Genomic DNA, 24657 nt, shown 5'->3' on the forward strand with positions numbered 1-24657 from the left:
TGCCGGCAAGAAGCCCAAGGTCGCCATCGTCGCCGTCATGCGTAAGCTCATCGTCACCCTCAACGCCATGAGCCGACACAACCTCCCTTGGCAGCCTGCCGGCGCTTAGGCCAAAAGACAGTTGCTCCCCATATGAATGGGGAGGAAAGTGCTATCCGCCCGTCACGCTCATGTGCCGGCGCACGGCCGGGGCGGTGTGGCGGCGATCGATGATGAAATCGTGGCCCTTGGGCTTGCGGGCGATCGCCTCGCTGATGGCGCGGTCGAGGATCTCGTCGCTCTCCGAGGCGCGCAGCGGCGCGCGCAGGTCGGCCGCGTCCTCCTGGCCCAGGCACATATAGAGCGTGCCGGTGCAGGTCAGCCGCACGCGGTTGCAGCTTTCGCAGAAGTTATGGGTGAGCGGCGTGATGAAGCCCAGCCGCCCGCCGGTCTCCTCGACCGTGAAGTAGCGCGCCGGCCCCCCGGTGCGATAGTCCGACTCGGTCAGCGTGAAGTGCCGCGCGATGTCGGCGCGTGCCATCGACAGCGGCAGGTACTGGTCGAGCCGCGCCTGGTCGCCGATCTCGCCCATCGGCATGACCTCGATCAGCACCAGGTCCATGCCACGGCCGTGGCTCCAGCGGATCAGCTCCTCGAACTCCATGTCGTTGACGCCGCGCAGCGCCACCGCGTTGATCTTGATCCTGAGGCCGGCGTCCTGTGCCGCATCGAGGCCGCGCATCACCTGGTCGAGGTCGCCCCAACGGGTGAGCTCGCGGAACTTGTCGGCATCAAGGGTGTCGATCGACACGTTGACGCGCTTCACGCCGATCGCGGCAAGCTCCTTCGCGTACTTGGCGAGCTGGCTGCCGTTGGTGGTCAGCGTCAGCTCCTCGAGCGCGCCGCTCTCGAGATGGCGGCCCAGCCCGCGGAACAGGCTCATCACGTTCTTGCGCACCAGCGGCTCGCCGCCGGTCAGCCGCAGCTTCTTGACGCCGCGGCGCACGAAGACGCTGCACAGCCGCTCGAGCTCCTCCAGCGACAGCACCTCGGCCTTGGGCAGGAAGGTCATATCCTCGGCCATGCAATAGACGCAGCGGAAATCGCAGCGGTCCGTCACCGAGACGCGCAGGTAGGTGATATGCCGGCCAAACGGATCGATCATGACGGTTCGATAATGGGCACCCCGCGGGCACCCCGCAAGGGTTTGAAAACCCTAGGAATCCTGCGGGGTCACCGGCACCCGTCCGCTTTTTATGGCGTCCAGCAGGGCGGCATGGTCCGATTCGGTCTGCCGGGCGTAGTCCATGGCGAACTGGCCGACCGCCTGGTCGAAGGTCTCGCTCCTGCCGAGATAGCCCGACAGCACGACCGCGTCGGCCGACCGGGCATGGGCACGCGCCAGCACCTCGCCGCAGGTCCAGGCGTAGCGCCGGTAGCCGCGGGACGAGAGCCCGTCGAGCACCGGCTTGATCTTGGCGTCGCGCAACTGGCGGACATAGAAGTCCCGGCCGCGCGGCCCCTTGCCGAATCCGAGCAGGATGTCGGACGCCGCCTGCAGCAACCGCTGTCCGCGCACCACCCGTTCGCCATGGTTGGCGTAGGGGCTGGGCTTGCTGAACGCCTCGAGCACCGAGGCGTCGGCCTCCTTGAATTGCAGCTGCAGGGTCTCGCCGTCGCCCGACGCCATCAGCGCCACGCCGCACATCGTGCCGACCGAGCCGACGCCGACCACCTTGTAGGCGGCGTCGGCGAAGCGATAGCGCTCGATCAGGATGCGCCGCTCGGGGATCAGCGACTGCCGGTACGCCTCCAGCAGGGCCTCGACGCCGGCCAGGAACTCCGGCAGCGCGTTCGCCGGCGGATGGTAGAGGTCGGGCAGCTTGTCGGTGAGCTTGGGCGCCGGCCCGTCGCTGTGCTCGATGGTGATCAGCATCGGCCGGTGCTTGAGCTGGCGGTCGGCCTTCGCGACGCTGGCCGGATCGAGGCCGATCGAGCGGGCGGCGTTGCCGTCGTCCAGCGACTGCACGCGGTACCAGGTCTCGAGGATCGATGCGGCGGCAATCTCGGCCATCATCGAGCGATAGCCGCCGCCGACCGATTCGGCGAGGCCGCGGCGCGTCGCCTTATCGAATTCACCCAGGGTCGCGACCGCGAAGCTGGTGGCCAGGCGCTTGAGGTCCCATTCCCACGGCGCGACCGCGGTCTCGTCGAAATCGTTGATGTCGAAGGAGAGCCGCCGCTCCGGCGTGGCGAAGCCGCCGAAGTTCAGGCAGTGGCAGTCGCCGGCCGCCTGCACCAGCAGGCCGGTCGACGGCGTGCCCGCGAGGTCGGCCGCCATTACCGCCGCCGAGCCGCGCAGGAAAGCGAAGGGCGAGGCCTTCATGCGGGCATAGCGCAGCGGCAAGAGCTCGGGCAGGCGGTACTCGCCCTGCTCGATCAGGATGTCGATCGGATCGCGGCGGTCAGCGGGGGCTTCCCATGCGGCGTGGTTGCCGCGCTTGCACTTTTCGCGCAGCGCTCGGCCGAGATCGGCGCGGGTCTGGAAGGGCTGCGCATGGGTCTGCGGAGGCAGAGGATCGGGGATGTCAGCCATTGCCGGAGGGTGGCACCAACCTGAGGAGGTTGTCGACCGTGTCAGCTTCTCCCGCGGGTTTATCAGTGCGAATGCGATTGACGCGCGGGAAGCGCATCGCGACGCCCGACTTGTGCCGGGTCGAGCGGGCGATGCCGTCGAAGGCGATCTCCAGCACCAAATTGGGCTCGACCTCGCGCACCGGGCCGAAGCGGCTGGTGGTGTGGTCGCGCACCCATTTGTCGAGCCAGCGCAGTTCCTCGTCGGTGAAGCCGAAATAGGCCTTGCCGACCGGTGCCAGCTCGCGCTTGCCCTCTGCATCCCGCCAGCAGCCGAAGGTGTAGTCGGAATAGAACGAGCTGCGCTTGCCGTGGCCGCGCTGGGCGTACATCAGCACACAGTCGGCGAGGTGCGGATCGCGCTTCCACTTGAACCACGGACCCTTGGGCCGGCCGGCGAGATAGGGCGAATCGGCGCGCTTCAGCATCAGTCCTTCGATGCCATCGCCACGCATCTCCTCACGCAACTGGGCGAGATGGGCCCAGTCGGTGAATTGCACCAGCGGCGACAGGTCGAAGCGGGGTCGCGGCTGCCGGGCCATCCAGGCCTCGAGCCGGGCACGGCGTTGGTCGAAGGGCAGGGCGCGCAGGTCCTCGCCCTCGATCCACAGCGCGTCGTAGAGGCGGACATGCGCGGGATGCTCCTTCAGCATCTTGGACGTCACGACCTTGCGGTTCAGCCGCTGCTGCAGGTCGTTGAACGGAGCGATCGCCTCCTCGCGGCGGACCAGCAGCTCGCCGTCGAACACGCCGTCGAAGTCGATCGCCTCGACGATGTCGGGGAAGGCGGCCGACACGTCCTCGCCGGCGCGGCTGTACAGCCGCTTCACGCCGCCGGACGACGAGACCTGTACGCGGATGCCGTCCCATTTCCATTCGGCGCGGAAGTGGGTGGGATCGAGCGTGTCGAGCTCGGCGCGCTCGATCGGGTTGGCCAGCATCGCGGGCAGGAAGGCGCCGCCGCTGTTGGTACTGGGTTTCGGACCGCCGTTCTGCAGCCAGTCGAACAACGGCCGGTAGGGCGGCGACAGCGCGTGCCAGACCTCCTCGACCTGGTCGACCGGCTGCTTGCCGACATTGGCGACCGCCTGCTTGGCGAGTCGCGCCGACACGCCGACCCGCAGCGCGCCGGTCAGCAGCTTGAGCAGCGCCCAGCGGCCTGTGGCGTCGAGCGAATCCAGCCAGCGCTTGAGGATCGCCGGCGTCTGCATCTTGGTGGCGCGCTGTAAGGTCTCGACCACCTCGCCGAGGCGGGGCGGCGGGCCGGCCTCGGGATTGGTCTCCCAGATCAGCGCCAGCGTCTCGGCGAGATCGCCGACATAGTCATAGGACCAGTGGAACAGCTCCGCGCCGATCTTGTCCTCGCCGAAGCTGCGCAGCAGCGCCGGCTTGGCGCCGGGGAAGTCGAGTCCGCCGGTCAACGCCGCCAGCGCCCAGCCGCGATCGGGATCGGGCGTGTGCTGCAGGTAGTGCTCGATCAGCCGCAGCTTGGCATTGCGTGCCGGCTGGAAGGAGAGGGCGTCGAGCAGCTCGGCAAACGCCTGCATCAGGTCTCCTCTCCCGTCATACGGGGGAGGATAGAGGAGGGGGAAAGCAGCAGGACGGGCCTGTGGCCTTCCCCCTCCCGGCCTCCCCCGTAGGACGGGGGAGGTGGGTCCAAGTGACTCACGTTTCGCCCTCGTCTTCCTCGCGGCCGGCGAGATGCAGCGCCTCGGCCTCGATCCCGATCGAGCGCGCCATATGGACCAGCGCCTCCTCGCGGCCGTGCGTGACCCAGACCTTGGGCGCGCCGACGTCCTTCAGCGTCATGCAGAGCTCCGACCAGTCGGCGTGGTCGGAGATGATCAGCGGCAGCTCGGCGCCGCGCTGGCGGGCGCGGGCGCGCACGCCCATCCAGCCCGAAGCCATCGCCGGGATCGGTTCGTTGAAGCGTCGCGTCCAGCGGTCGGAGATCGCCGAGGGCGGGCAGAGCACGATCGCGCCGCGGAAGGTCTCGAGGATGGCGTCCGAGACGAGGGCGATGTCGCCGAGATCGATGCCGTGCTGCTGGTAGAGAGTGCACAGCGACGCCAGCGCCCCGTGCAGCCAGATGCGCTTGTCGTAGCCGGCAGCGCGCAGCAGCCTGATCACCCGCTGGCACTTGCCCAGCGCATAGACGCCCACCAGATGAGTGCGCTCGGGAAAGGTCTCGAGCGAGCGCAGCAGCTTGCCGATCTCGACCATGTCAGGCGGATGATGGAAGACCGGCAACGCGAAGGTCGCCTCGGTGATGAACACGTCGCACGGCACCGGCTCGAACGGCGGGCAGGTGGCGTCGGGCCGGCGCTTATAGTCGCCGGACACGACAATGCGCTGGCCGCGATGTTCCAGCACGACCTGTGCCGAGCCGAGGATGTGGCCGGCCGGGACCAGGCTCACCTCGATACAGCCGACCCTCACGCTTTCGCCGTACTTCAACGGCTGTTGGGCGGTGTCGGGCATGTCCTGGAAGCGGGCGCGCATGATCGCCAGCGTCTCGGGCGTGGCGAGCGCGTTGCGATGGCCCGGCCGGGCATGGTCGCCATGGCCGTGGGTGATGACGGCGCGGTTCACCGCCACGGCGGGGTCGACATAGAAGTCGCCCGGCTCACAATAGAGCCCGCGCGGAGTCGGATAGAGCCAGGAGCGAGGGTTGAGCGAATCGGTCGTCATTGAGCGCGAGCCATCATACTCCCCGGATATGGGGCTGCCGGACCTGTTTGCACGCTGGTTCGAAGGCCGCGGCTGGACGCCCCGCGCCCATCAGCTCGCGCTGATCGACCTTTCGCGGCAGGGCAAAAGCGCGCTGCTGATCGCGCCGACCGGCGGTGGCAAGACTTTGGCAGGATTTCTGCCGTCGCTGATCGAGCTCACCGAGCGGCGGCTTGCCGGCAAGGACCTCGCCCACGCCAAGGGCAAGGGCGAGCTGCACACGCTCTACATCTCGCCGCTCAAGGCGCTGGCGACCGACATCCGCCGCAATCTCGAGCTGCCGATCGCCGAGATGCAGCTCCCCGTGCGCGCCGAGAGCCGCACCGGCGACACGCCACAGAGCCGCCGTCTGCGCCAGCGCGAGCGGCCGCCCGACCTCCTGATGACCACGCCGGAATCGCTGGCGCTGCTGCTCTCCTATCCCGACGCAGAGAAGTTCTTCGCGAGCCTGCGCTGCGTCATCATCGACGAGCTGCATTCCTTCGCGACCTCCAAGCGCGGCCATCATCTGGCGCTGTGCCTCGCACGGCTGGCGGCGGTATCGCCGCAGGCACGCTTCGTCGGCCTGTCGGCCACGGTCGCCGACCCGCCGGAGCTGGCCGACTACCTGCGGCTGCGCGACGGCGAGACGGTCTGTATCGTGCAGGGCGAGTCGGGGGCGGCACCCAAGGTCACCATCGTCGACACGCAGGAGCGCCTGCCGTGGGGCGGCCACATGGGCCATCACGCCGTGCCTGAGGTCTACAACATCATCCGCCAGCACAAGACCTCGATCGTGTTCGTCAACACGCGCGCGCAGGCCGAGCTGGTGTTCGACCATCTCTGGCGCATCAACGACGAGAACCTGCCGATCGGCCTGCATCACGGCTCGCTGGCCGTCGAGCAGCGCCGCAAGGTCGAGGCGGCGATGGCGGCCGGCAAGCTCCGCGCGGTGGTGGCAACGAGCTCGCTCGATTTAGGCATCGACTGGGGCGACGTCGACCTGGTGATCCAGATGGGCGCACCGAAGGGCGTTAGCCGCCTGATGCAGCGGATCGGCCGCGCCAACCACCGGCTCGACGAGCCGAGCCGCGCCATGATCGCGCCCGCCAACCGTTTCGAGGTGCTGGAATCGCTGGCCGCCCTCGAAGCCATCGAGGCGCGCGAGCTCGACGGCGACCCGCCGCGGCCGGCCTGCCTCGATGTGCTGGCGCAGCACATCGTCGGCACCGCCTGCGCCCAGCCGATCGACCGCGAGGCCTTTTTCCACGAGGTGCGCCGCGCCCAGCCCTATCGCGACCTGCCGAAGAAGGACTTCGACGACACCTTCGACTTCGTCGCTACCGGCGGCTATGCGCTGGCCGCCTACGAGCGCTGGCATCGCCTGAAGCAGCTTCCCGACGGGCGCTGGATGCTCTCCTCGCCGCTGATCGCGCGGCAGTTCCGCATGAATGTCGGCACCATCGTCGAGCTGCCGCTGATCAAGGTGAAGCTGCGCCGCGGGCCGGTTCTGGGCGAGGTCGAGGAGGCGTTCATCCAGGGGCTGGTGCCGGGCGACACCTTCGTCTTCGCCGGCCGCCTGTTGCGCTTCGAGGGCGTGAAAGAGCTGGCGGCGCAATGCTCGGTGGCGTCCGGCGGCGGCGATCCCAAGGTGCCGGCCTATGGCGGCGGCCGGCTGCCGCTCTCGACCTTCCTGGCTGATCGGGTACGCGGCATCCTGCAGGATCCGTCACGGCATCCGAAGCTGCCGGCCGAGGTGCGCCAGTGGCTCGACATCCAGCGCTGGCGTTCGGGCCTGCCGAGCGCCCGCAGCCTGCTGGTCGAGGGCTTCCCGCGCGGCACCAAGCAGTTCATCGTCGCCTACTGCTTCGAGGGACGTAACGCGCACCAGACCTTGGGCATGCTGCTGACCCGGCGCATGGAGCGCATGGGGTTGAAGCCGCTGGGCTTCGTCGCCACCGACTACGTGCTCGGCCTCTGGGGCCTCAGGCCGCCGACCCAGGCGCAGCTCGACCGGCTGTTCGACGAGGACATGCTGGGCGACGACCTCGAGGCGTGGATGGACGAATCGACCATGCTGCGGCGCTCCTTCCGCAACGTCGCGGTGATCGCAGGCCTGATCGAGCGGCGCTTCCCGGGCGAGGAGAAGTCGCGCCGCCAGGTCACCTTCAGCTCCGACCTGATCTATGACGCGCTGCGCAAGCACGAGCCCGACCACATCCTGTTGCGTGCCACGCGCCAGGACGCGGCCCACCAGCTCGCCGACATCCGGCGCCTGGGCGAGCTGCTGCGCCGCGCCAAGGGGCGCATCGAGTACCGCCGGCTCGACCGCATCTCGCCGCTCGCCGTGCCGGTGCTGCTCGAGATCGGCAGGGAGCGTGTGCTCGACGGCACGGCGGAGGACGAGCTCCTGGACATCGCTGCCCAGGAATTGATCGATGAGGCGACTCGTTTGACGTAGGCTCCGGCCCGGTCGGAGGGATCATGGATATCGCGGGCACGTTGAAGGATGCCGTCGACTCGGGCGCGGTGCCGGGCGTCGCGGCGGCAGCCGCGACCGACAAGGGTGTGATCTTCGAGGGCGGCGCAGGCATGCTGCGGCCCGATTCGGTGATCTGGATCGCGTCGATGACCAAGGCGGTGACGGCGGCGGCGGCGATGCAGCTGGTCGAGCGCCGCAAGCTTTCGCTCGACGCGCCTGCATCGGACGTCGTGCCGGAGCTCGGCAGCAAGGGCGTGCTCGAAGGCTTCGACAAGGAGGGCAAGGCGATCACGCGCAATCCGCAGCGGCCGATCACCCTGCGTCATCTGCTGACCCACACCTCGGGCCTGGGCTACGACACCTGGAACGCCGACATCATGAAATACCGGCAGGCCACCGGCATTCCCGCGGTCGGCTCGTGCCAGAACGCGGCGCTGACCACGCCGCTGCTCGCCGAGCCGGGCGAGCGCTGGGAATACGGCATCTCGATCGACTGGGCGGGCAAGATGGTCGAGGCGGCGAGCGGCCAGCGGCTCGACCGCTACATGACAGAGCGGCTGTTCGTGCCGCTCGGCATGAGCGACACCGGCTTTGCGATCGGGCCGGCGCAACGGCTGCGCAAGGCGCGCATGCATACGCGGGGGCCGGGCGGCTTCACGGTCATGGAGCACGAGATCCCGCAGACGCCGGAATTCCACATGGGCGGCGGCGGGCTCTATTCGACGGTCAGCGACTATCTCAAGTTCACCCAGGCGCTGCTGATGGGCGGCGGGCCGATCCTGAAGCCGGAGACCGTGAAGCTGATGGCGCAGAACCACATGGCCGAGGGCGTGCTGTGCCGGCCGCTCAAGAGCCAGCTGCCGCACATGAGCACCGACCTCGACTTCGTCGACGGCATGAAGTGGGGCCTCAGCTTCATGATCAACCCCACGGCGTTCCCCGGCCGCCGCTCGGCCGACAGCCTCACCTGGGGCGGGCTCGCCAACTCCTACTACTGGATCGATCCGGCGAAGAAGGTGACCGGCGTGTGGGCCACGCAGCTCCTGCCATTCTACGATCCGCGCGCCATCGCGGCGTTCGAGAACTTCGAGCGGGCGGTCTACGCCAGCCTCTAGTGAAAGTCGTGTGAGGCGATCTTGATGACCGGCCGGTCGAGGTGGATGCGGCTTCGATCGTAGGGCTGCTTGACGACGGGGCGGCCCTTGCCGGCGCGATGTCGCGTGGCGTTGGCCTCGGGCACCGGCACGCGACGGTCGCCGGGATCGGTGTTGACTTCATCGCCGCGGCCCGTGCGCAGCTCGAAGTGGCCGTCGAGGTCGGCGATGCGGTCTAGATCGGCCGACCAGTCCCACAGCCGTTCGGCGACGAGGTGGATCACGAGCCCGGGTTCTCCGTCCGCCTGCACGTCGCGCTGGACCTTGCCGGCGACACCGAGCAGGCGTGACCCCATGACGATCCGGCGATGGGCGTCGAACACTCGCGGCCAGACAACGAGATTGGCGATGCCGAACTCGTCCTCCAGAGTGACGAACACCACGCCCGAGGCCGTTCCCGGCCGCTGGCGCACCAGCACCAGCCCCGCCATCTGCAGGAAGTCGCCAGTCTGGGCTTCGCGCAGCTTCTTCGAATCCGCCATGCGCCTATCCGACAGCGTCGGCCGCAGGAGTTGCAGCGGATGGGCGCGCAATGACATCGAGATCGTCGAGTAATCGTCGATCACCTGCTCGCCGAGCGTCAGCTTGGGCAGGCTGACCGACGGCTCGAGATCGCGCAGCTGCGGTCGCGCTTCCAGCAGCGGCAGCGACGCTTCGGAGAAGGCGCGTACCGCCCACAGCACGTCGCGCCGCGTCAGGCCCATCGAGGCGAAGGCATCGGCGCGTGCCAGCGCCAGGATCTGACGCTTGCTGAGCCCGCCGCGTCGCCACAGATCGGCCGGGTCGCGATAGGGCGTGGTGCGCCGTTCGACCATGCGCTTGATGTCGTCTTCCTTGAGGCCATTCACTTGCCGAAACCCCAGCCGCAGGGCGCATCGTCCCCTCCCTAACCCTCCCCTTGTGGGGGAAGTAAGGGTGGGGGGCTCCAACGTGCAATCCCAGTCGCTGGCATTCACATCGGGTGGCCGCACCTCGACCTCGTGCTCGCGGGCATCGCGCACGAGCTGCGCCGGCGCATAGAAGCCCATCGGCTGGGAGTTGAGCAGGGCCGCGGCGAAGACTTCGGGGTAGTAGTACTTCACCCAGGACGAGACGTAGACCAGGATCGCGAAGCTCGCGGCATGGCTTTCCGGGAAGCCGTATTCGCCGAAGCCCTCGATCTGCTTGAAGCAGCGTTCGGCGAACTCTTCCTCGTATTCGTTCTTCACCATGCCGTTGATGAAGTCGTTCTTCAGCTTGTGAATGGTGCCCGCACGTCGGAAGGTCGCCATGGCGCGCCGCAGCTTGTCGGCTCTGGCCGGCGAGAATCCCGCGCAATCGATGGCGATCTGCATCGCCTGTTCCTGGAAGAGCGGCACGCCGCGCGTGCGCTTCAGGATGGCTTTCAGCTTGTCGCTGGAATACTCGATCTTGTCTTCGGGGAGGTCGCGGTTCTTGAGATAGGGATGCACCATGCCGCCCTGGATCGGGCCCGGCCGCACGATCGCCACCTCGACGACGAGGTCGTAGTAATCTTTCGGTTTCAGCCTGGGCAGCATCGACATCTGCGCCCGGCTCTCGACCTGGAACACGCCGACCGAATCGGCCTTGCACAGCATGCCGTAGACCTCGGGATCTTCGGGCGGCATGCCGAGATCGTGCTCTTCGCCGTAATGCCGTTTGATCAGGTCGAAGCTCTTGCGCAACGCCGTCAGCATGCCGAGCGCGAGGACATCGACCTTGTAGATCTTCAGCGCATCGAGATCGTCCTTGTCCCATTCGACGACGGTGCGATCTTCCATCGCCGCGTTCTGAATAGGAACCAGTTCGATGAGGGGGCCTTCGGTCAGCACGAAGCCGCCGACATGCTGCGAAAGGTGGCGCGGGAAGCCGCACAGGGTCGCCGACAGCTCGAGTGCCAGGGCGAGCCGCGGGTCGTGCACATCGAGGCCGGCTTCGACCACGTGCTTGCGCTCGACGCCGCTCGAGCCCGAGCCCCACACCGTGTCGGCCATCACGCCCAAGGTGTCGGGCGACAGACCGAGCGCCTTGCCGACGTCGCGGATTGCGCTTCGGCTGCGATAGGCGATCACGGTGGCGGCCAGCGCGGCGCGGGTGCGGCCCTTGGTTTCGTAGATCCACTGGATGATCTTTTCACGGCGCTCGTGCTCGAAATCGACGTCGATATCGGGCGGCTCCTCGCGTTCGTTGGACAGGAAACGCTCGAACAGGACCTCGCTCCGATTGGTATCCACCTCCGTGATGCCCAGGCAGTAACAGACGGAGGAATTGGCGGCGGATCCACGGCCTTGGCAAAGAATGCCCATCTCCCGCGACTTCTCGACGATCTCATGGACCGTCAGGAAGTACGGTGCGATCTCCTTGCTGGCGATCAGATCGAACTCTTTTCTCAGGTTCGTGACGACCTTCTCCGGGATTTCCGTGGGAAAGCGGCGAGCCGCCCCTTTCCAGGTAAGGCGCTCGAGCTTCTGCATCGGCGTCTCGCCGCCTTCGTACAGGACCGGATACTGGTAACGCAGTTGGTTGAGACTGAACTGGCAGCGATCGACGATCTCGCGGATGCGCTCGATCGCATGCAGATGCTTGCGGAACAGCCGCTCCATCTCGGCCGCCGGCTTGAGGTGCCGTTCGGCCGAGGCGAAGCGGCGGAAGCCCAGCTCCTCGACGGTGCATTTGAGGCGGATCGCGGCGACCACGTCATGCAGCGCCCGGCGCTCGGGCACGTGATAGTGCACGTCGTTGGTGGCGACGAGCTTCACCTTCATCTGCGTCGCGAGATTGTCGAGGTAGGCGACGCGTGTTGCATCGTCGCCACGGAACAGCATGGTGGCGGCGAGGTAGCAGCGGCCGCGGTAGAGGCCGGCGAGTCGGCGCAGCTTGTCGTGGAAGTCGGGATCCTCGATGTTCCGCGGCGGCAGGACGATGGCCAGGATGTGATCGGCGTACTGGGCGAGCATCTCGAAGGTAAGCTTGCACTCGCCCTTCGCCGCCTTCTCATTGCCTTTGCTCAACAGCAGTGACAGCCGCTTGTAGCCCTCGACATTCATTGGATAGGCGAGCAACGAATAGCCATCGAGCGTTTCAAGTCGGGCACCGACCAGCAGCTTGATCCAGCTCTCTTCGGGAATGGCGGTGTCTTCGTAGTATTCCTTCACCGCCGAGTAGGCGCGCACCACGCCGGCCAACGTGTTGCGGTCGGCGATGCCGATCGCGTAATGGCCGAAGCTTGCCGCCTGGAAGACCAGCTCGCCCGGGTGCGAGCCGCTGCGCAGGAAGCTGTAGTTGGTGGTGACCTGAAGCTCGGCGTACGGCATGACGTCACGCGCAAAAGCCATGCAGGAACCACTTGGCCGCGTTCATCGGGCCGTCGCGGAACAGCCAGAAGCGGCCGCCGTCGTCGTCCTCGACGCGATAGTAGTCGCGCACCGGCGGCACGATGTTGGCCGGCATCACCTTGCCGCCGGGGCGCGGCCGCCACCATTCGTCGGCGATGCGCTCGGGCCCCTCGACCTTCACGACCTTGTGGGCGTGGCGGAGCCACACGAACTGGCGCGGCGGATCGTCGGGCATCGCGGCCATGATCTCGACCAGCTCGGGCCGTTGCAGCAGGCGCGTCGGTCGTGGGCCTTTCATCGACGCGAGACGCGCCCAGGCGCCTTCAGGAGCCGGTGGATCGGAGATCGGCGCGGTCGTTTGCACGCGCTCGGGGATGTGGCTGTCGCGCGGCAGCAGGCGCACGACGTTGTCCTTGCCGAGCCGGATCGCCAGCCGGTCGGCGAGATCGATCGTGCCGTCTTCGGCCAGCGGATTGCGCATCGCCGCCTCGGGCAAGGCATCTTGCGAGCCGGTCCATTCCTCGACCTCGGGCGCCGACAGGATCACCAGCTCGACGCCGAAACCGGGATCGAGCTCGCCGAGCTTCTCCTCGAACAGATTCATCAGCTTGGGCGCGTCGCGGTTGGGCCGGCTGGTGCCGATCGCCGTGCGATCGACCGATCCGTCGACGCGATAGAGCGCGATTTCGAGCTGGCGCGCGCCCACGCTCGCCTGCTCGAATTGCCGGCACAGCGCGGCCAGCAGGCGGCTGGTGGCGGCGGCGATGTCCTCGGGTCGGCCGATCGGCTCGGCGAAGGCGAGCCGCGTGCGGAAGGCGGGCGGCGGACGGCGCGGCTCGATCGGCTCGTCGATACGGCCCAGCGCCTGGTCGAGGCGGGTGAGCGGCTGGTCGCCGAAGCGGCGGGCGAGCGGCGCGCGCGGCAAGGAGTAGAGATCGCCGATGCGGCGCAGGCCGAGCTTGAGGAACGTCTCGAGGATCGGCTTGTCGAGACGCAGGCCATCGACCGGCAGCACGGCCAGCGCGTCGCGCTGGCCCTTGGCCGGGCAGAAGAGATCGGCCTGCTTCTCGGCAAAGCGGGCGAGCGCCCAGGCCGCGCCCGCGGTGTCGGCCATGGCGGCACGGCAGGCGAAGTCGTGACGGCTCAGCCGCTCGGTGAGATCGGCGAGCAGGGCGCGCTCGCCGGCTTCGCCCTTGTCGCTACCTTGGCCGAAGAGATGGCCGCAGCCCGTCACGTCGAGCAGCAGGCCCGCGTCGCCGCCGAAGCCGCCGGCGCTGCACGGATCGGTATCTTCCACGGCGACGGCATCGCCCAGCGGGTCGATCGCCACCCACGGCGTGTAGCGATCGCACCAGCTGGCGAGGATCTCGATCAGGCGGCGATCGGCCTGGGGGTCGACGGGGGCGGTGACGAGATCGGGCAGCAGCGCGCGCGAATCGGCGAGCCGCATGTAGGGTCGCAGGCCCGCGGCGCGCGCATGCGGATTGACCGCCGCCAGACGCGGGCAGCTGTCGCGCCAGACGACAGTGGCCGCAGCCCTAGCCGACCAGTCTTTGGCGTTGAGGCGCGCCAGCCGATCCGTGCTGAGCTTGGGAAACCACAGCGAGACGACGCGTTTCATCGTTCCACTCCAGGAGCCAGGATGGCGTCTCCTCGACCGATGGCAGGCCGAAGCGATTGCGCCGCAACTCGACCTGCCAGCGCGCCTGCACGAGATCGGGCGACGGCGCCGGTGCGACCGATGACGGCGCTGAAGCAATCCGCCAGCGCGTGGTGCAGACGCTTTGCGGCGGTGCCGGCTGCGGACGCAGCAGCAGTGCCGGCACGCCATTCTTCTCCGCCGCGAGCGACAGCCGGCGCCCGGCCGTCGGATCGGCTGCGCGGGTCTCGCCCACGACCGCTGCGATGCCGGGCGTGCGCAGGCCTTCCTCCATCGCCCAGAAGAGATCTTCCTCGCGCCGCGCCGTGACCATCAGCAGCCGCGCCGGATCGAACCAGGCGGCGATCGCCGGCGCATAGAGCGGCGCATCGGCGCCCGCCGGCTGGCGGCACCACAGCAGGGTGCCGGGGCCCAGGCGGCTCAGCAGGAAAGCGGTGAAACCCAGCGCCGCGCCGTCGTGGGCGGCGACCCGGCCGGACGGGGCGGGGCCTGCCTCGACCTCGTGCAGGGCGCCCGCCAGCAGGCCGCCGTCGGGCAGCAGCCGGTCGATCTCCGGCAGGCCGAGCGGCACGGTCTCCCGGCCCATCCGCTGGGCGCTATGGGCCCGTTCGAGCTGGCGTACCCGTTCACGCAAGGCGGCGGAGACGGGACCGCTGGCGTTGGCGGCAGGGGGAGCAAAGGCATTTGGGGAAATGACGGGCATCGCCCCCTCGTTTCTTTTCCAGCAAGGGTGTGATAAAAATGTTCTGTTTTTGTTCTATTCCCTTGGAGAACGAGAGTCAACGGCCTGTCGTTTCCGGCCAAGGAGTGGATGGCAAATGGCAAAACCGCCCAAAAATGCACGCCAGCTTGCATTTTTGCCGGGCCACGGAGGCTGGCAAAACCCGCTGCGTGTCATTCTCAACTGGCTGTGTGACCCACCTCACAGACCATTACCGGATGGCTCCCTAGGGTGCGCTCACGGACGCTCAACAGGGAGACAACTATGAACGCCGTAACTTCCGACCAGATTCTGACCCAGGACATGCTGCAGGGCTTCGCCAAGCGGGCGGCCACCTACGACCGCGAGAATCGCTTCTTCACCGAGGACTTCGAGGTCCTCAAGAAGGCGGGCTACCTCACCATCAACGTGCCCAAGGAGCTGGGAGGCCGCGGCCTCACCTTGGCCGAGACGATGCGCGAGCAGCGCCGCATCGCCTACCACGCGCCGGCCACCGCGCTGGCGGTCAACATGCATCTCTACTGGGTGGGCGTCGCCGCCGACCTGTGGCGCATGGGCGACAAGTCGCTGGAGTGGATCCTGCGCGAGGCGATGGCGGGCGAGGTCTTCGCCGCCGGTCACGCCGAGCGCGGCAACGACCTGCCGGTCCTGCTGTCGACCGCCCAGGCCGAGAAGGTCGATGGCGGCTTCCGCATCACCGGCCACAAGATGTTCGGCAGCCTAGCCCCGGTCTGGACCCGCTACGGCCTGCACGCGATGTGGATGGACAACGGCCAGCCCAAGATCATCCACGCCTTCATGCCGCGCGACGCCAAGAACTACCGCATCGACGCCAACTGGGACACGCTCGGCATGCGCGCCACGCGCAGCGACGACGTGCATCTGGAAGGCGCCTTCGTGCCCGACAAGTACATCGCCCGCATCCTGCCGGCCGGCACGCCGGACATGTTCATCGTCGCCATCTTCGCCTGGGCGCTGACGGGCTTTGCCAACGTCTATTGCGGCCTCGCCCGGCGGGCGATGGACGTTGCCATCGACAACGTCAAGAAGAAGACCTCCATGGCGCTCACCCGCAGCATGGCCTACCACCCCGAGGTGCAGCACGCGATCGCCCAGATGCAGCTCGCCCTGGAGCCGATCGCGCCGCATCTCGACCACGTCGCGGCCGAATGGAGCGCCGGCGTCGACCATGGCGTGCTGTGGCCGGCCAAGTTCTGCGCCGCCAAGCACCACTCGGTCGAGGCCTGCTGGAAGATCGTCGACACCGCCATGGGCGTGTCGGGCGGCGCCGGCATGTTCAAGACCAGTGAGCTCGAGCGGATCTTCCGCGACGCCAGCTGCGGCCGCTTCCATCCGGCGAACTCGATGCTGACGCACGAGATCGTCGCCAAGACCGCGCTGGGCATCGATCTGGGTGAGCAGCCCCGCTGGGGCTGATCCACCATGGACATGCCCGATGATATAGTGCCCTGGAGTGGTGCCATGGAACCGGGCATACCTTCCGACCTCAAGACGTGGCTGTCCGGCATCGGACTGGGCAGCCATGCCGACCGTTTTGCCGAGCATGCGGTCGACTGGGACGTGCTGTTCGAGCTCACCGAGGCCGACCTGCGCGAGCTCGGCCTGTCGCTCGGCGACCGCAAGCGGCTGGTCCGGGCGCTGGCGGTCCTCCGGCAGGGGCAGGCCGAGCCGGCGCCGCTGCCGCGCCGGGACGCAACGGCGCCCAACCTCGCCGCCGAGCGGCGGCAGATCACCGTGATGTTCGTCGACCTGGTCGGCTCGACGCCGATGTCGGAGAAGCTCGACCCCGAGGACATGCGCGACGTGCTGCGCGTCTTCCACGCCAACTGCGCCGCCGCGATCGAGGCGGAGGACGGCCACATCGCCCGCACCATGGGCGACGGCGTGCTGGTCTATTTCGGCTATCCGCGCGCCCACGAGGACGACGCGGCGCGCGCCGTGCGCTCGGCGCTGGCGATCGTCGACGGCCTGCGCAAGACCAACGAGGGCCTGGCGGCGCAGCACGGCGTCAGCCTGCAGGCGCGCGTCGGCATCCATACCGGCCTGGTGGTGGTGGGCGATGTCGGCGCCGGCAGCGGCCGCGACAAGGAGGCGATCGTCGGCGAGACGCCCAACGTCGCCGCGCGCATCCAGGCGGCGGCGCAGCCCGACACCGTCGTGATCAGCGCCGCGACGCGGCGGCTGATCGAGAGCCAGTTCGCCTTCGATGACGCGGGCTATCGCTCGCTCAAGGGCGTGTCGACGCCGGTGCGGCTGTGGCGCGTCACCGGTCCTGCCGAATCGGTCGATCGCTTCGATGCGCGCGTGCTTCGCGGCCTGACGCCGCTGGTCGGCCGTGCCGCCGAGCTCGAGATGCTGCGCCAGCGCTGGAGCCAGGCGCGCGACAGCGAGATGCGCTGCGTGCTGCTGGTCGGCGAGGCCGGCATCGGCAAATCGCGCCTGATCCGCACCTTCCGCGACGCGCTGCGCGAGGAGCCGCATCAGTCGATCACCTGGTATTGCTCGGCCTCCTACCGCAACAGCCCGTTCTTTCCCGCCATCCTGTGGCTGAGCCGCGCGCTCAGCATCGACGCGCAGGAGGAAAGCAGCTTCGACCGGCTGCTGGTGGCGCTCGGCAGCCTGGGCGTGCGGCTGCCGGGGGCGACCGAGACGCTGTCGTCGCTGCTCGGCCTCGCCAACGCGGAGACGGCGGATACCTCGGAGATCTCCGGGCTGGTGTTCAAACGCAAGGTGCTCGATGCGCTCGCCGCGACCATCGAGGCGATGGCCGAGCGCCAGCCGCTGTTCATGGCGATCGAGGACGCGCACTGGATCGATCCCTCGACGCTCGAGCTGCTGCGCGAGCTGCAGGAGCGCCTGCCGACCTCGCGGCTGATGATGCTGATCACCGCGCGGCCCGAGTTCAAGCCGGAGTGGCGGTACCCGCAGTTCGTGCAGGTCAATCTCGACCGCCTGTCGCGCCGCGAGCGCCAGGCGATGGTCGGGCAGATCACCGGCGGCAAGGCGCTGCCCGACTTCGTGATCGACACCATCGTCGCCCGCACCGACGGCGTGCCGCTGTTCGTCGAGGAGCTGACCAAGACCGTGCTCGAGGGCAATTCCTGGCGCGATGCCGGGACGCACTACGAGCTCGATGGGCCGTTCCAGGGCGTCGCCATCCCCGATTCGCTGCAGGGCTCGCTGCTGGCGCGGCTCGACCGGCTCGACCCGATGGCCAAGGAGATCGCCCAGATCGGCGCCGCGATCGGCCGCGAGTTCGACCGCGACCTCGTGCGCATGGTCGCGCGCTGCGAGGAAGAGGTGCTGGAGGACGGGCTGGAGCAGCTGGTCGACGCCGAGATCGTGCAGCCGGTCCGGCTGCCGGTGATGTCGGGCATCAGCTACGCCTTCCGCCACGCTCTGATCCAGGATGCCGCCTACCAGTCGCTGCTGCTGGCGCGCCGCCGCCAGTATCACGCCCAGATCGCCGAAGTCCTCACCGCGGAGTACGCAGAGATGATCGCCGGACAGCCGGAAATCGTGGCCCAGCACCTGACCGCAGCCGACCAAATCGACCAGGCGATCAGCGCCTGGCACGGCGCCGGCGAAAGCGCGATCCGCCGCGGCGCCTATGCCGAGGCGCACAGCCATCTCGACCGCGGGCTGGAGCTGATCAAGCGGCTGCCCGGCGACGAGCGGGCGCGCTCCAAGCGGGCGCTGCCGATCCTGCTGGTGCGCGGCCGGGTCGAGGTCAAGAAGACGATGATCAAGTCGGCGGCGACCTATCGCGAGGTCGCCGACATCGCCCGCCGCAACGACCAGGCGAGCGAGCTCGCCGCGGCGGCGATCGGCCTCGCCGAGGCCGAGCAGCTCGCCACCATGTCGCCGACCCGCGAGAGCATCACCCTGGTCGAGGAGGCGCTCGCGGCCAACGCCGACGCCTCGCCGGCGCTGCGCTGCCGGCTGACCAGCGCGCTCGGCCGGGCGCTGATCCTGAACGGCGTGTTCGAGCGTGCGGCGGCAGTCACCCGGCAGGCGCGGCAGATGGCCGAGGTGCTGGGCGACCAGCGCAGCCTGCGCGACGTGATGGCGAGCGAGATCCTGATGCTGCCGCCGCCGCTCGCGTCGGAGTTCGAAGAGCGGCGTCGCCACATCCGCCAGTTCTGCCGGCTGTCGGAGGCGGAGGGCGACATGCTCGACGCCATGTACGCCGTGGTCGTCGGCTGCAGCCGCTCGCTCGAGATGGGCGACCTCGAGGCCTTCGCCGAGAGCATCCCGCGCATCGAGGAGATGGCCAAGATCACCAACGCCGAGTCGGACCGCTGGATGCTGCTCTGCCTGCAAGCGATGGGTGCCACCCTGCACGGCAACTACACCCTGGCCGAGCGGCGCGCGTCGGAGGCGGCGGCGGTGATCAGCGAGGCGGCCTTCAGCCCGGCGCTCGGCATCTACGGCATGCAGATGTTCACCATCCGCCGCGAGCAGGGGCGCCTGAAAGAGGTGGCGCCGCTGGTCAAGCGGTTCGTCAGCGAGCATCCGGAAGAGTCGCTGTGGCGGCCGGGCTTCATCCTGATCGCGCTCGATCTCGGCTTCCAGACCGAGGCGCGCCGCCAGTTCGAGACCCTGGCGGAGAGCGACTTCGCCCTGCCGGTCGACGCTAAGCGGCCGATCACGCTCTCTTACGTCGCCGAGGCCTGCGCCGAGCTCGGCGACGCGCAGCGCGCCGAGAAGCTCTACGAGCTGCTGTGGCCGCACCGCGATACGGCGATCCTGGCGCCGCCGACGACGGTGTGCGTCGGCGCGGCGGCGCACTATCTCGGCCAGCTGGCCGGGACGATGGGCGAGTGGGAGAAGGCCGAGGCGCATTTCGAGGCCGCCCAGCTCATGAACGAGCAGATGAAGGCCTGGCCGCGCCTGGCGAACACACGACTGGGCTACGCCCGCATGCTATTGGCACGTGGGCGGAACGAAGATAGGCTCCGCGCCACCGAGCTGCGAAGCATGGCGGTCGCGGCGGCGGAGCGGATGGGGATGAAAAGCCTGCTCCAGCGCAATGCGCAGCTGGACCCGGGGCGCTGAGGACGGAGGAGGCCATGCCGCGATACCTGATCGAACGCCGGTTCGCCGAGAAGGTCGAGCTCGACAAGAACGGGGCCGCCAGCATCACGCGCATCAACGACGAGGAGGGCGTGAAGTGGCTCTTCTCGTTCCTGAGCGCCGACAAGATGCGGACCTACTGCCTGTACGAGGCGCCGAGCGTCGAGGCGATCCGCATCGCCGCCAAGCGCAACAGCCTGCCGGCCGATGTCATCATCGAGATCGACAGCGAGATAAGGCCCGAGATGTTCGCCTGAGGGGCGAACCGGATGGCATGACCCCGGAGGAGATGTTCCGTCGCCATCCGTTGTTCGGCACCCTCACCGATAACGAGCGGGCGGCCCTCCTCAAGCATCTGCGCCTGCGCTCCGCTGCGGCGGGCACGGTGATCTTCAACGAAGGCGACGAGGCCGACGGCCTTTACGGCGTCATGAGCGGCCGCATCGTCGTCACCGTGGAATCGCCGGAGGGCAAGCCGCTGATCCTGAACAGCTTCGGGCCCGGCACCTTCTTCGGCGAGATCGCCTTCTTCGACGGCCAGGGCCGCAGCGCCGCAGCGGTGGCGCGCGAGGCCTCGCGGCTGGTCTTCCTCGGCCGCAGTGTCTTCCTGCCGTTTCTCAAGGAGCGGCCGGCGGCGGCGCTGCGCATGATCGCCTTCCTGTGCGAGCGGGTGCGGCGCACCACGCAACTGGTACAGGACTCGGCCTTCCTCGACGTGCCGGCGCGGCTCGCCAAGCAGGTCGCCGCGCTCGCCCAGGACTACGCGCCGGCCGACGGCCGGACCGGCGCGGTCACCATTCCGCTGTCGCAGCATGAGCTCGCCCACATGCTGGGCGTGTCCCGCGAAGTCGTGAGCCGGCAGCTCGCGTTGTGGCGCGAGGCTGGCGCGGTCGAGATCGGACGCGGCCGGCTGGTGGTCCACGACGTGACCTTTTTCGACCGCATCGTGGCGGGGGGCTGAGAATCTGGCATACCCTCTGCTTGTGTGGCGTGAGGGGAGGTGGCCGATGCCCGTTCGGATGTCCGTGCTCTCGTTGTTCGCAGCGGCGTTCGTGCTGGTCGCGGGCCCGGCGCTGGCGCGCTGCTCCAAGAACCTGGTCGAGCGGCTCGGGCCGGGAACGCAGGTCGCCTCGCTCGACGGGCTGCAGTTCGCCAGGGGCGGCAGCGAGGATTCACCCAACCGCGCGCTGATCACCTTCGTCGGCCATGCCAGCTACCAGATCGACACGCCGCAGGGCGTGCGGGCGATCACCGACTACAACGGCGTCAACGGCTTCGGGCGTCATCCCGACATTGTGACGATGAACAACGCCCATTCGACGCACTTCACCGACCAGCCGGAGGACGGCATCTCCTACGTCCTGCAGGGCTGGCCCAAGGACGGCGAGAGCGAGGCCAAGCATGACGTCCGCTACAAGGACGTGCGGGTGTGGAACGTGCCGACCAACGCGCGCGACTGGGGGACCGGTGCCGCGCGCATCAACGGCAACTCGATCTTCGTCTTCGCGGTCGGCGATCTCTGCATCGCCCATCTCGGCCATCTGCACCATCGCCTGACCAAGGAGCATCTCGACGAGCTCGGCCGCATCGACGTGCTGATGGTGCCGATCGACGGCTCCTTCACCATGGGCGTGCCGTACATGGCCGACGTCATCAAGTCGATCGATCCCAGGATCGTCCTGCCGATGCACTACTGGGGCAAGCACCAGCTCGACCGCTTCCTGGGGCTGGTGGCGCCGCTCGAGCCCGACTTCGTCCTGCCCGACAAGCGCAGCATCGAGGTGGTGAAGGAAGAGCTGCCCCAGAAGCTCACGGCGATCGCCGTCGCCGGCCAAGGTGGCGACTGATCATTGGACCGTGGGCTTCCAGCCCGCTCATGAGCGCGCAGGATGCGCGCGGTCCAATGACCCTAGAGCTCGCTCGCCACGAACTGGCTGAACTCGGCGGTCCGGGGGCGCGCGAACAGCTCGGCGGTGGGGCCGATCTCCCAGACCTTGCCCTTGTGCATGAACACCACCAGGTCGGCGACGCGGCGGGCGAAGCCCATCTCGTGGGTGACGGTGATCATGGTCATGCCGCGCTTGGCGAGATCCTCCATCACCGCCAGCACCTCGGCGGTGAGCTCGGGATCGAGCGCCGAGGTCACCTCGTCGAACAGCATGACCTGCGGCTGCAGCGCCAGCGAACGGGCGATCGCGACGCGCTGCTGCTGGCCGCCGGAAAGCTGCTCGGGATAAGCGGTGCGCTTGTCGGTCAGGCCGACCATGGCCAGCACCTCCGCCGCCTTGGCGTTGGCCTCGTCGCGCGACTGCTTCTTCACCAGGGTCATCGCCAGCGTGATGTTCCGCTCGACCGTGAGATGCGGGAAGAGGTTGTAGCTTTGGAACACCATGCCGACGTCGCGGCGCAGCTGGGCACGGGCGGCGCTGCCGGGCCGGCCGACATCGTGGCCGCAGACGCTGATCGAGCCCGCCTGCACGGTCTCAAGGCCGGCAATGCAGCGCAGCAAGGTGCTTTTCCCTGAGCCGCTGCGACCGACGATGGCGGCGACCTGGCCGCGCGCCACGTCGAAACCGACGCCGTCCAGCACGCGCAGCGGGCCGAATTCCTTGACGACCTTCTCGATCTGGACGATCGGCGGCTCAGCGGCCAGCATGGGTTTTCCTTTCCAGGGCGCGTGCCGCCAGCGACAGCGGGTAGCACATCGCGAAATAGATTGCGGCGACCACGGTGAAGATCACGAACGGCTCGAAGGTCGAGTTGTTGACGATCTGGCCGGCGCGCGCGAGCTCGACGAAGCCGATCACCGAGGCCAGCGAGGTGTTCTTCACGATCTGCACCATGAAGCCGACGGTCGGCGGGATGGCGAGCTTCACCGCCTGAGGCAGCACCACGTAGGCATATTGCTGGAAGCGGTTGAGGCCGAGGCAATCCGAAGCCTCCCACTGGGTACGCGGCACCGCCTCGATGCAGCCGCGCCAGATCTCGCCGAGGAAGGCCGCAGCATAGAGCGTCAGCGACAGGCCGGCGGCGACGATCGGCACCAGCTTGTAGCCCATGATGCCGAGGCCGAAATACGACAGGAACAGGATAATCAGCAGCGGCGTGCCCTGGATGAGCTGGATGTAGCCGCTGGCGAGGGCGCGCACCGCCGCGACCTTCGATACCCGCATCAGTGCCACGATCAGCCCGACCACCGAGCCGCCGACGAAGGCGATCAGCGACAGCAGCAAGGTCCAGGTCGCGGCCTGCAGCAGGTAAACGAAGTGGTTGGCGTTGAGCTGGATCACAGCGCGGTCCCCAGCTTGCGCTTGCGCGCGAACAGCACCAGCCCGATCAGCCAGAAGCCGAGGCGGTAGAGGAACGACAGCGCGAGATAGACCATCGCGACGATGATGTAGACCTCGAAGCTGCGGTAGGTGTCGGACTGCACCAGGTTGGCGGTGGCGGTGAGCTCCTCGGCCGAGATCTGCGAGGTGATCGAGGAGGCGAGCATCAGCAGCACGAATTGGCTCGACAGCGCGGGATAGACCCGCTCCATCGCCGGCAGCAGCACGACGTGCAGGATGGTCTGCAGCCGGGTGAGGCCCAGGCAATCGGCAGCCTCGAGCTGGGTGCGCTGGATCGACTGGATGCCGGCGCGCATGATCTCCGTCGTGTAGGCGCCCATGTTCACGACCAGGGCGATCACGGCGGAGACTTCAGCGGAGAGCTTGAGGCCCAGGCTGGACAGCCCGAAATAGACGATGAAGATCTGGACCAGCAGCGGCGTGTTGCGGATCAGCTCGACATAGACGCCGACCGGCGCCTTCATCCACCGCGTGCCGTAGACGCGGATCAGGGCGCAGACCGTGCCGACCAGCAGGCCGAGCGCGATCGACACGACGGTAAGCTGGACCGTGAGCCACGCGCCGGCCACGAAGTCCGGCCATCTCTCCGCCAGGAACGAGAAGTCGAACTTGTAGCTCATGCTGGGAGCGCGTCCGGCACCACCGGTGTCATCCCGAGGCCGCAGGCCGAGGGATCTATGCGGGTCGTCATAGATCCCTCGCTACGCTCGGGATGACACGGTGCGTGGACCATCGAGCTTACCTAGCCGCCGATCTTCAGCAGCTCGTCGACCGGGATGTCGACGCCGTGCCACTTCTGGTAGATGGCGCCGAGCTTGCCGTTCTGCAGGTTGGTCTTCACCCAGTCGTTGACCCACGCCTTGAGCTTGGGCTCGTCCTTGCGCAGACCGATCGCGAGGTAGTTGGTCTGCATCGTGATCCGCGACTCGGCGGTGCGCGCCGGGTTCTTCTTGCTGATCGCCGGCAGCAGCGAGCGCGCCGTCGCCAGGATGTCGACCTGACCCGAGGCGAAGGCCAGCGCCATGGTGGCGTCGTCCTCGTAGCGCACGAGCTGCGCGCCCTTGGCCTCGCGGGTGAGGTCGGTGTCCTGGGTGGTGCCGCGCACGACCGCGACCTTCTTGCCGGCGAGATCGGCGTAGCTCGAGATCGCCACGCCTTTCAGGGCGCCCACGACCGATGGATGGTCGGCGTAGGGGATCGAGAAGTCGATCACCTTGGCGCGGTCGGGCGTGATCGACAGCGTCGAGACGACCAGGTCGGCCTTGTTGGTCTGCAGGCTCGGGATGCGCGTCGGACCGGTGGTGGTCACGATCTCGAGCTGCACGCCCAGATCCTTGGCCAGGAGCTGGGCGGTGTCGACGTCGGAGCCCGACGGCTGCATCTTGTCGTCGGTCATGCCGAAGGGCGGGATCGCCGTATCGATGGCAATCCGTATCTTGCCGGCCTTCTTGATGTCGTCGAGCGTGTCGGCATGGGCCGCCGCGCCGAGCGACATCAGGGCGATCAGGACGCTTGCGAGCAGGGTCTTCATGGCTG

At 68.1% G+C, this 24657-nt stretch carries 18 protein-coding genes and 1 pseudogene; 8 read left to right on the plus strand and 11 right to left on the minus strand.

The window, feature by feature from the left end:
- Nucleotides 1-109: pseudogene (locus J0J01_RS25660) on the plus strand (IS110 family transposase); the annotation flags it as partial.
- A gap of 42 nt (nucleotides 110-151) precedes the next feature.
- Here the strand turns inward: J0J01_RS25660 and moaA are convergent.
- The 4 genes from moaA to J0J01_RS25680 all read right to left on the minus strand — a co-directional run bounded on the left by moaA (nucleotide 152) and on the right by J0J01_RS25680 (nucleotide 5304).
- Nucleotides 152-1144 carry a GTP 3',8-cyclase MoaA gene (gene moaA / locus J0J01_RS25665; RefSeq protein ID WP_296385935.1) on the minus strand — a complete coding sequence of 331 codons (993 nt, stop codon included), beginning with the start codon at nucleotides 1142-1144 and terminating at the stop codon, nucleotides 152-154.
- 51 nt (nucleotides 1145-1195) lie between these two features.
- Nucleotides 1196-2575: a DUF2252 domain-containing protein gene (locus tag J0J01_RS25670; protein WP_296385937.1), complete on the minus strand. Its 1380-nt coding sequence runs from the start codon at nucleotides 2573-2575 to the stop codon at nucleotides 1196-1198.
- Complete coding sequence (locus J0J01_RS25675; protein WP_296385940.1) at nucleotides 2568-4160, minus strand: cisplatin damage response ATP-dependent DNA ligase; 1593 nt, start codon at nucleotides 4158-4160, stop codon at nucleotides 2568-2570. Before J0J01_RS25675 ends, J0J01_RS25670 begins: the two co-directional genes overlap by 8 nt.
- Before the next feature lie 118 nt (nucleotides 4161-4278).
- A complete protein-coding gene (locus J0J01_RS25680) occupies nucleotides 4279-5304 on the minus strand; it encodes a ligase-associated DNA damage response exonuclease (protein WP_296385942.1) in 1026 nt (341 codons plus the stop codon).
- 28 nt (nucleotides 5305-5332) lie between these two features.
- Between J0J01_RS25680 and J0J01_RS25685 the strand changes: the two genes are divergently transcribed.
- A complete protein-coding gene (locus J0J01_RS25685; RefSeq protein ID WP_296385944.1) occupies nucleotides 5333-7783 on the plus strand; it encodes a ligase-associated DNA damage response DEXH box helicase in 2451 nt (816 codons plus the stop codon).
- A gap of 23 nt (nucleotides 7784-7806) precedes the next feature.
- Nucleotides 7807-8919 carry a serine hydrolase domain-containing protein gene (locus J0J01_RS25690; RefSeq protein ID WP_296385946.1) on the plus strand — a complete coding sequence of 371 codons (1113 nt, stop codon included), beginning with the start codon at nucleotides 7807-7809 and terminating at the stop codon, nucleotides 8917-8919.
- Here the strand turns inward: J0J01_RS25690 and J0J01_RS25695 are convergent.
- The 3 genes from J0J01_RS25695 to J0J01_RS25705 are packed head-to-tail and all read right to left on the minus strand — an operon-like array spanning nucleotide 8916 to nucleotide 14539.
- On the minus strand, nucleotides 8916-12293 hold the full coding sequence (locus J0J01_RS25695) for an error-prone DNA polymerase (protein ID WP_296385949.1): 3378 nt from the start codon (nucleotides 12291-12293) through the stop codon (nucleotides 8916-8918). The genes J0J01_RS25690 and J0J01_RS25695 overlap by 4 nt on opposite strands.
- Nucleotides 12277-13914, minus strand: a complete 1638-nt coding sequence (locus tag J0J01_RS25700; RefSeq protein ID WP_296385951.1) for a DNA polymerase Y family protein — start codon at nucleotides 13912-13914, stop codon at nucleotides 12277-12279. Before J0J01_RS25700 ends, J0J01_RS25695 begins: the two co-directional genes overlap by 17 nt.
- Nucleotides 13832-14539 carry a damage-inducible mutagenesis protein gene (locus J0J01_RS25705; RefSeq protein WP_296385953.1) on the minus strand — a complete coding sequence of 236 codons (708 nt, stop codon included), beginning with the start codon at nucleotides 14537-14539 and terminating at the stop codon, nucleotides 13832-13834. Before J0J01_RS25705 ends, J0J01_RS25700 begins: the two co-directional genes overlap by 83 nt.
- Nucleotides 14540-14938: 399 nt before the next feature.
- On the opposite strand from J0J01_RS25705, the gene J0J01_RS25710 reads away from it, so the two are divergent.
- The 5 genes from J0J01_RS25710 to J0J01_RS25730 are packed head-to-tail and all read left to right on the plus strand — an operon-like array spanning nucleotide 14939 to nucleotide 21618.
- On the plus strand, nucleotides 14939-16111 hold the full coding sequence (locus J0J01_RS25710) for an acyl-CoA dehydrogenase family protein (RefSeq protein WP_296385955.1): 1173 nt from the start codon (nucleotides 14939-14941) through the stop codon (nucleotides 16109-16111).
- Nucleotides 16112-16156: 45 nt separating this feature from the next.
- A complete protein-coding gene (locus J0J01_RS25715; protein WP_296385957.1) occupies nucleotides 16157-19753 on the plus strand; it encodes an adenylate/guanylate cyclase domain-containing protein in 3597 nt (1198 codons plus the stop codon).
- A 14-nt stretch (nucleotides 19754-19767) separates the two neighbouring features.
- Complete coding sequence (locus tag J0J01_RS25720) at nucleotides 19768-20028, plus strand: DUF4242 domain-containing protein (RefSeq protein ID WP_296385958.1); 261 nt, start codon at nucleotides 19768-19770, stop codon at nucleotides 20026-20028.
- A gap of 17 nt (nucleotides 20029-20045) precedes the next feature.
- Complete coding sequence (locus J0J01_RS25725; protein ID WP_296385960.1) at nucleotides 20046-20732, plus strand: Crp/Fnr family transcriptional regulator; 687 nt, start codon at nucleotides 20046-20048, stop codon at nucleotides 20730-20732.
- A 46-nt stretch (nucleotides 20733-20778) separates the two neighbouring features.
- On the plus strand, nucleotides 20779-21618 hold the full coding sequence (locus J0J01_RS25730; RefSeq protein WP_296385961.1) for an MBL fold metallo-hydrolase: 840 nt from the start codon (nucleotides 20779-20781) through the stop codon (nucleotides 21616-21618).
- A 62-nt stretch (nucleotides 21619-21680) separates the two neighbouring features.
- On the opposite strand, the gene J0J01_RS25735 is transcribed toward J0J01_RS25730, so the two are convergent.
- The 4 genes from J0J01_RS25735 to J0J01_RS25750 form a co-directional block, all read right to left on the minus strand.
- Nucleotides 21681-22427 carry an amino acid ABC transporter ATP-binding protein gene (locus tag J0J01_RS25735; protein ID WP_296385963.1) on the minus strand — a complete coding sequence of 249 codons (747 nt, stop codon included), beginning with the start codon at nucleotides 22425-22427 and terminating at the stop codon, nucleotides 21681-21683.
- Nucleotides 22414-23061 (minus strand): amino acid ABC transporter permease, encoded by a 648-nt coding sequence (locus tag J0J01_RS25740; RefSeq protein WP_296385965.1) that lies wholly within the window; start codon nucleotides 23059-23061, stop codon nucleotides 22414-22416. The genes J0J01_RS25735 and J0J01_RS25740 overlap by 14 nt, the downstream gene beginning before the upstream one ends.
- The gene (locus J0J01_RS25745; protein WP_296385967.1) at nucleotides 23058-23741 is read right to left on the minus strand and encodes an amino acid ABC transporter permease; all 684 of its coding nucleotides are present in this window, start codon (nucleotides 23739-23741) and stop codon (nucleotides 23058-23060) included. The genes J0J01_RS25740 and J0J01_RS25745 overlap by 4 nt, the downstream gene beginning before the upstream one ends.
- Before the next feature lie 122 nt (nucleotides 23742-23863).
- A complete protein-coding gene (locus J0J01_RS25750) occupies nucleotides 23864-24652 on the minus strand; it encodes a transporter substrate-binding domain-containing protein (RefSeq protein WP_296385969.1) in 789 nt (262 codons plus the stop codon).
- Between the last annotated feature and the right edge of the window lie 5 nt (nucleotides 24653-24657).

This window comes from Reyranella sp., from assembly GCF_017305915.1.
In the GTDB taxonomy this organism is placed as follows: Bacteria; Pseudomonadota; Alphaproteobacteria; order Reyranellales; family Reyranellaceae; genus Reyranella.

Coding starts and splice junctions, on each gene's coding strand:
- J0J01_RS25690 (WP_296385946.1), top strand. CDS start 7,807: ATGGATATCGCGGGCACGTTGAAGGATGCCGTCGACTCGGGCGCGGTG.
- J0J01_RS25750 (WP_296385969.1), bottom strand. CDS start 24,652: ATGAAGACCCTGCTCGCAAGCGTCCTGATCGCCCTGATGTCGCTCGGC.
- J0J01_RS25700 (WP_296385951.1), bottom strand. CDS start 13,914: ATGAAACGCGTCGTCTCGCTGTGGTTTCCCAAGCTCAGCACGGATCGG.
- J0J01_RS25715 (WP_296385957.1), top strand. CDS start 16,157: ATGGAACCGGGCATACCTTCCGACCTCAAGACGTGGCTGTCCGGCATC.
- J0J01_RS25670 (WP_296385937.1), bottom strand. CDS start 2,575: ATGGCTGACATCCCCGATCCTCTGCCTCCGCAGACCCATGCGCAGCCC.
- J0J01_RS25695 (WP_296385949.1), bottom strand. CDS start 12,293: ATGGCTTTTGCGCGTGACGTCATGCCGTACGCCGAGCTTCAGGTCACC.
- J0J01_RS25735 (WP_296385963.1), bottom strand. CDS start 22,427: ATGCTGGCCGCTGAGCCGCCGATCGTCCAGATCGAGAAGGTCGTCAAG.
- J0J01_RS25705 (WP_296385953.1), bottom strand. CDS start 14,539: ATGGGCCGGGAGACCGTGCCGCTCGGCCTGCCGGAGATCGACCGGCTG.
- moaA (WP_296385935.1), bottom strand. CDS start 1,144: ATGATCGATCCGTTTGGCCGGCATATCACCTACCTGCGCGTCTCGGTG.
- J0J01_RS25720 (WP_296385958.1), top strand. CDS start 19,768: ATGCCGCGATACCTGATCGAACGCCGGTTCGCCGAGAAGGTCGAGCTC.
- J0J01_RS25710 (WP_296385955.1), top strand. CDS start 14,939: ATGAACGCCGTAACTTCCGACCAGATTCTGACCCAGGACATGCTGCAG.
- J0J01_RS25675 (WP_296385940.1), bottom strand. CDS start 4,160: ATGCAGGCGTTTGCCGAGCTGCTCGACGCCCTCTCCTTCCAGCCGGCA.
- J0J01_RS25745 (WP_296385967.1), bottom strand. CDS start 23,741: ATGAGCTACAAGTTCGACTTCTCGTTCCTGGCGGAGAGATGGCCGGAC.
- J0J01_RS25685 (WP_296385944.1), top strand. CDS start 5,333: ATGGGGCTGCCGGACCTGTTTGCACGCTGGTTCGAAGGCCGCGGCTGG.
- J0J01_RS25725 (WP_296385960.1), top strand. CDS start 20,046: ATGACCCCGGAGGAGATGTTCCGTCGCCATCCGTTGTTCGGCACCCTC.
- J0J01_RS25680 (WP_296385942.1), bottom strand. CDS start 5,304: ATGACGACCGATTCGCTCAACCCTCGCTCCTGGCTCTATCCGACTCCG.
- J0J01_RS25730 (WP_296385961.1), top strand. CDS start 20,779: ATGCCCGTTCGGATGTCCGTGCTCTCGTTGTTCGCAGCGGCGTTCGTG.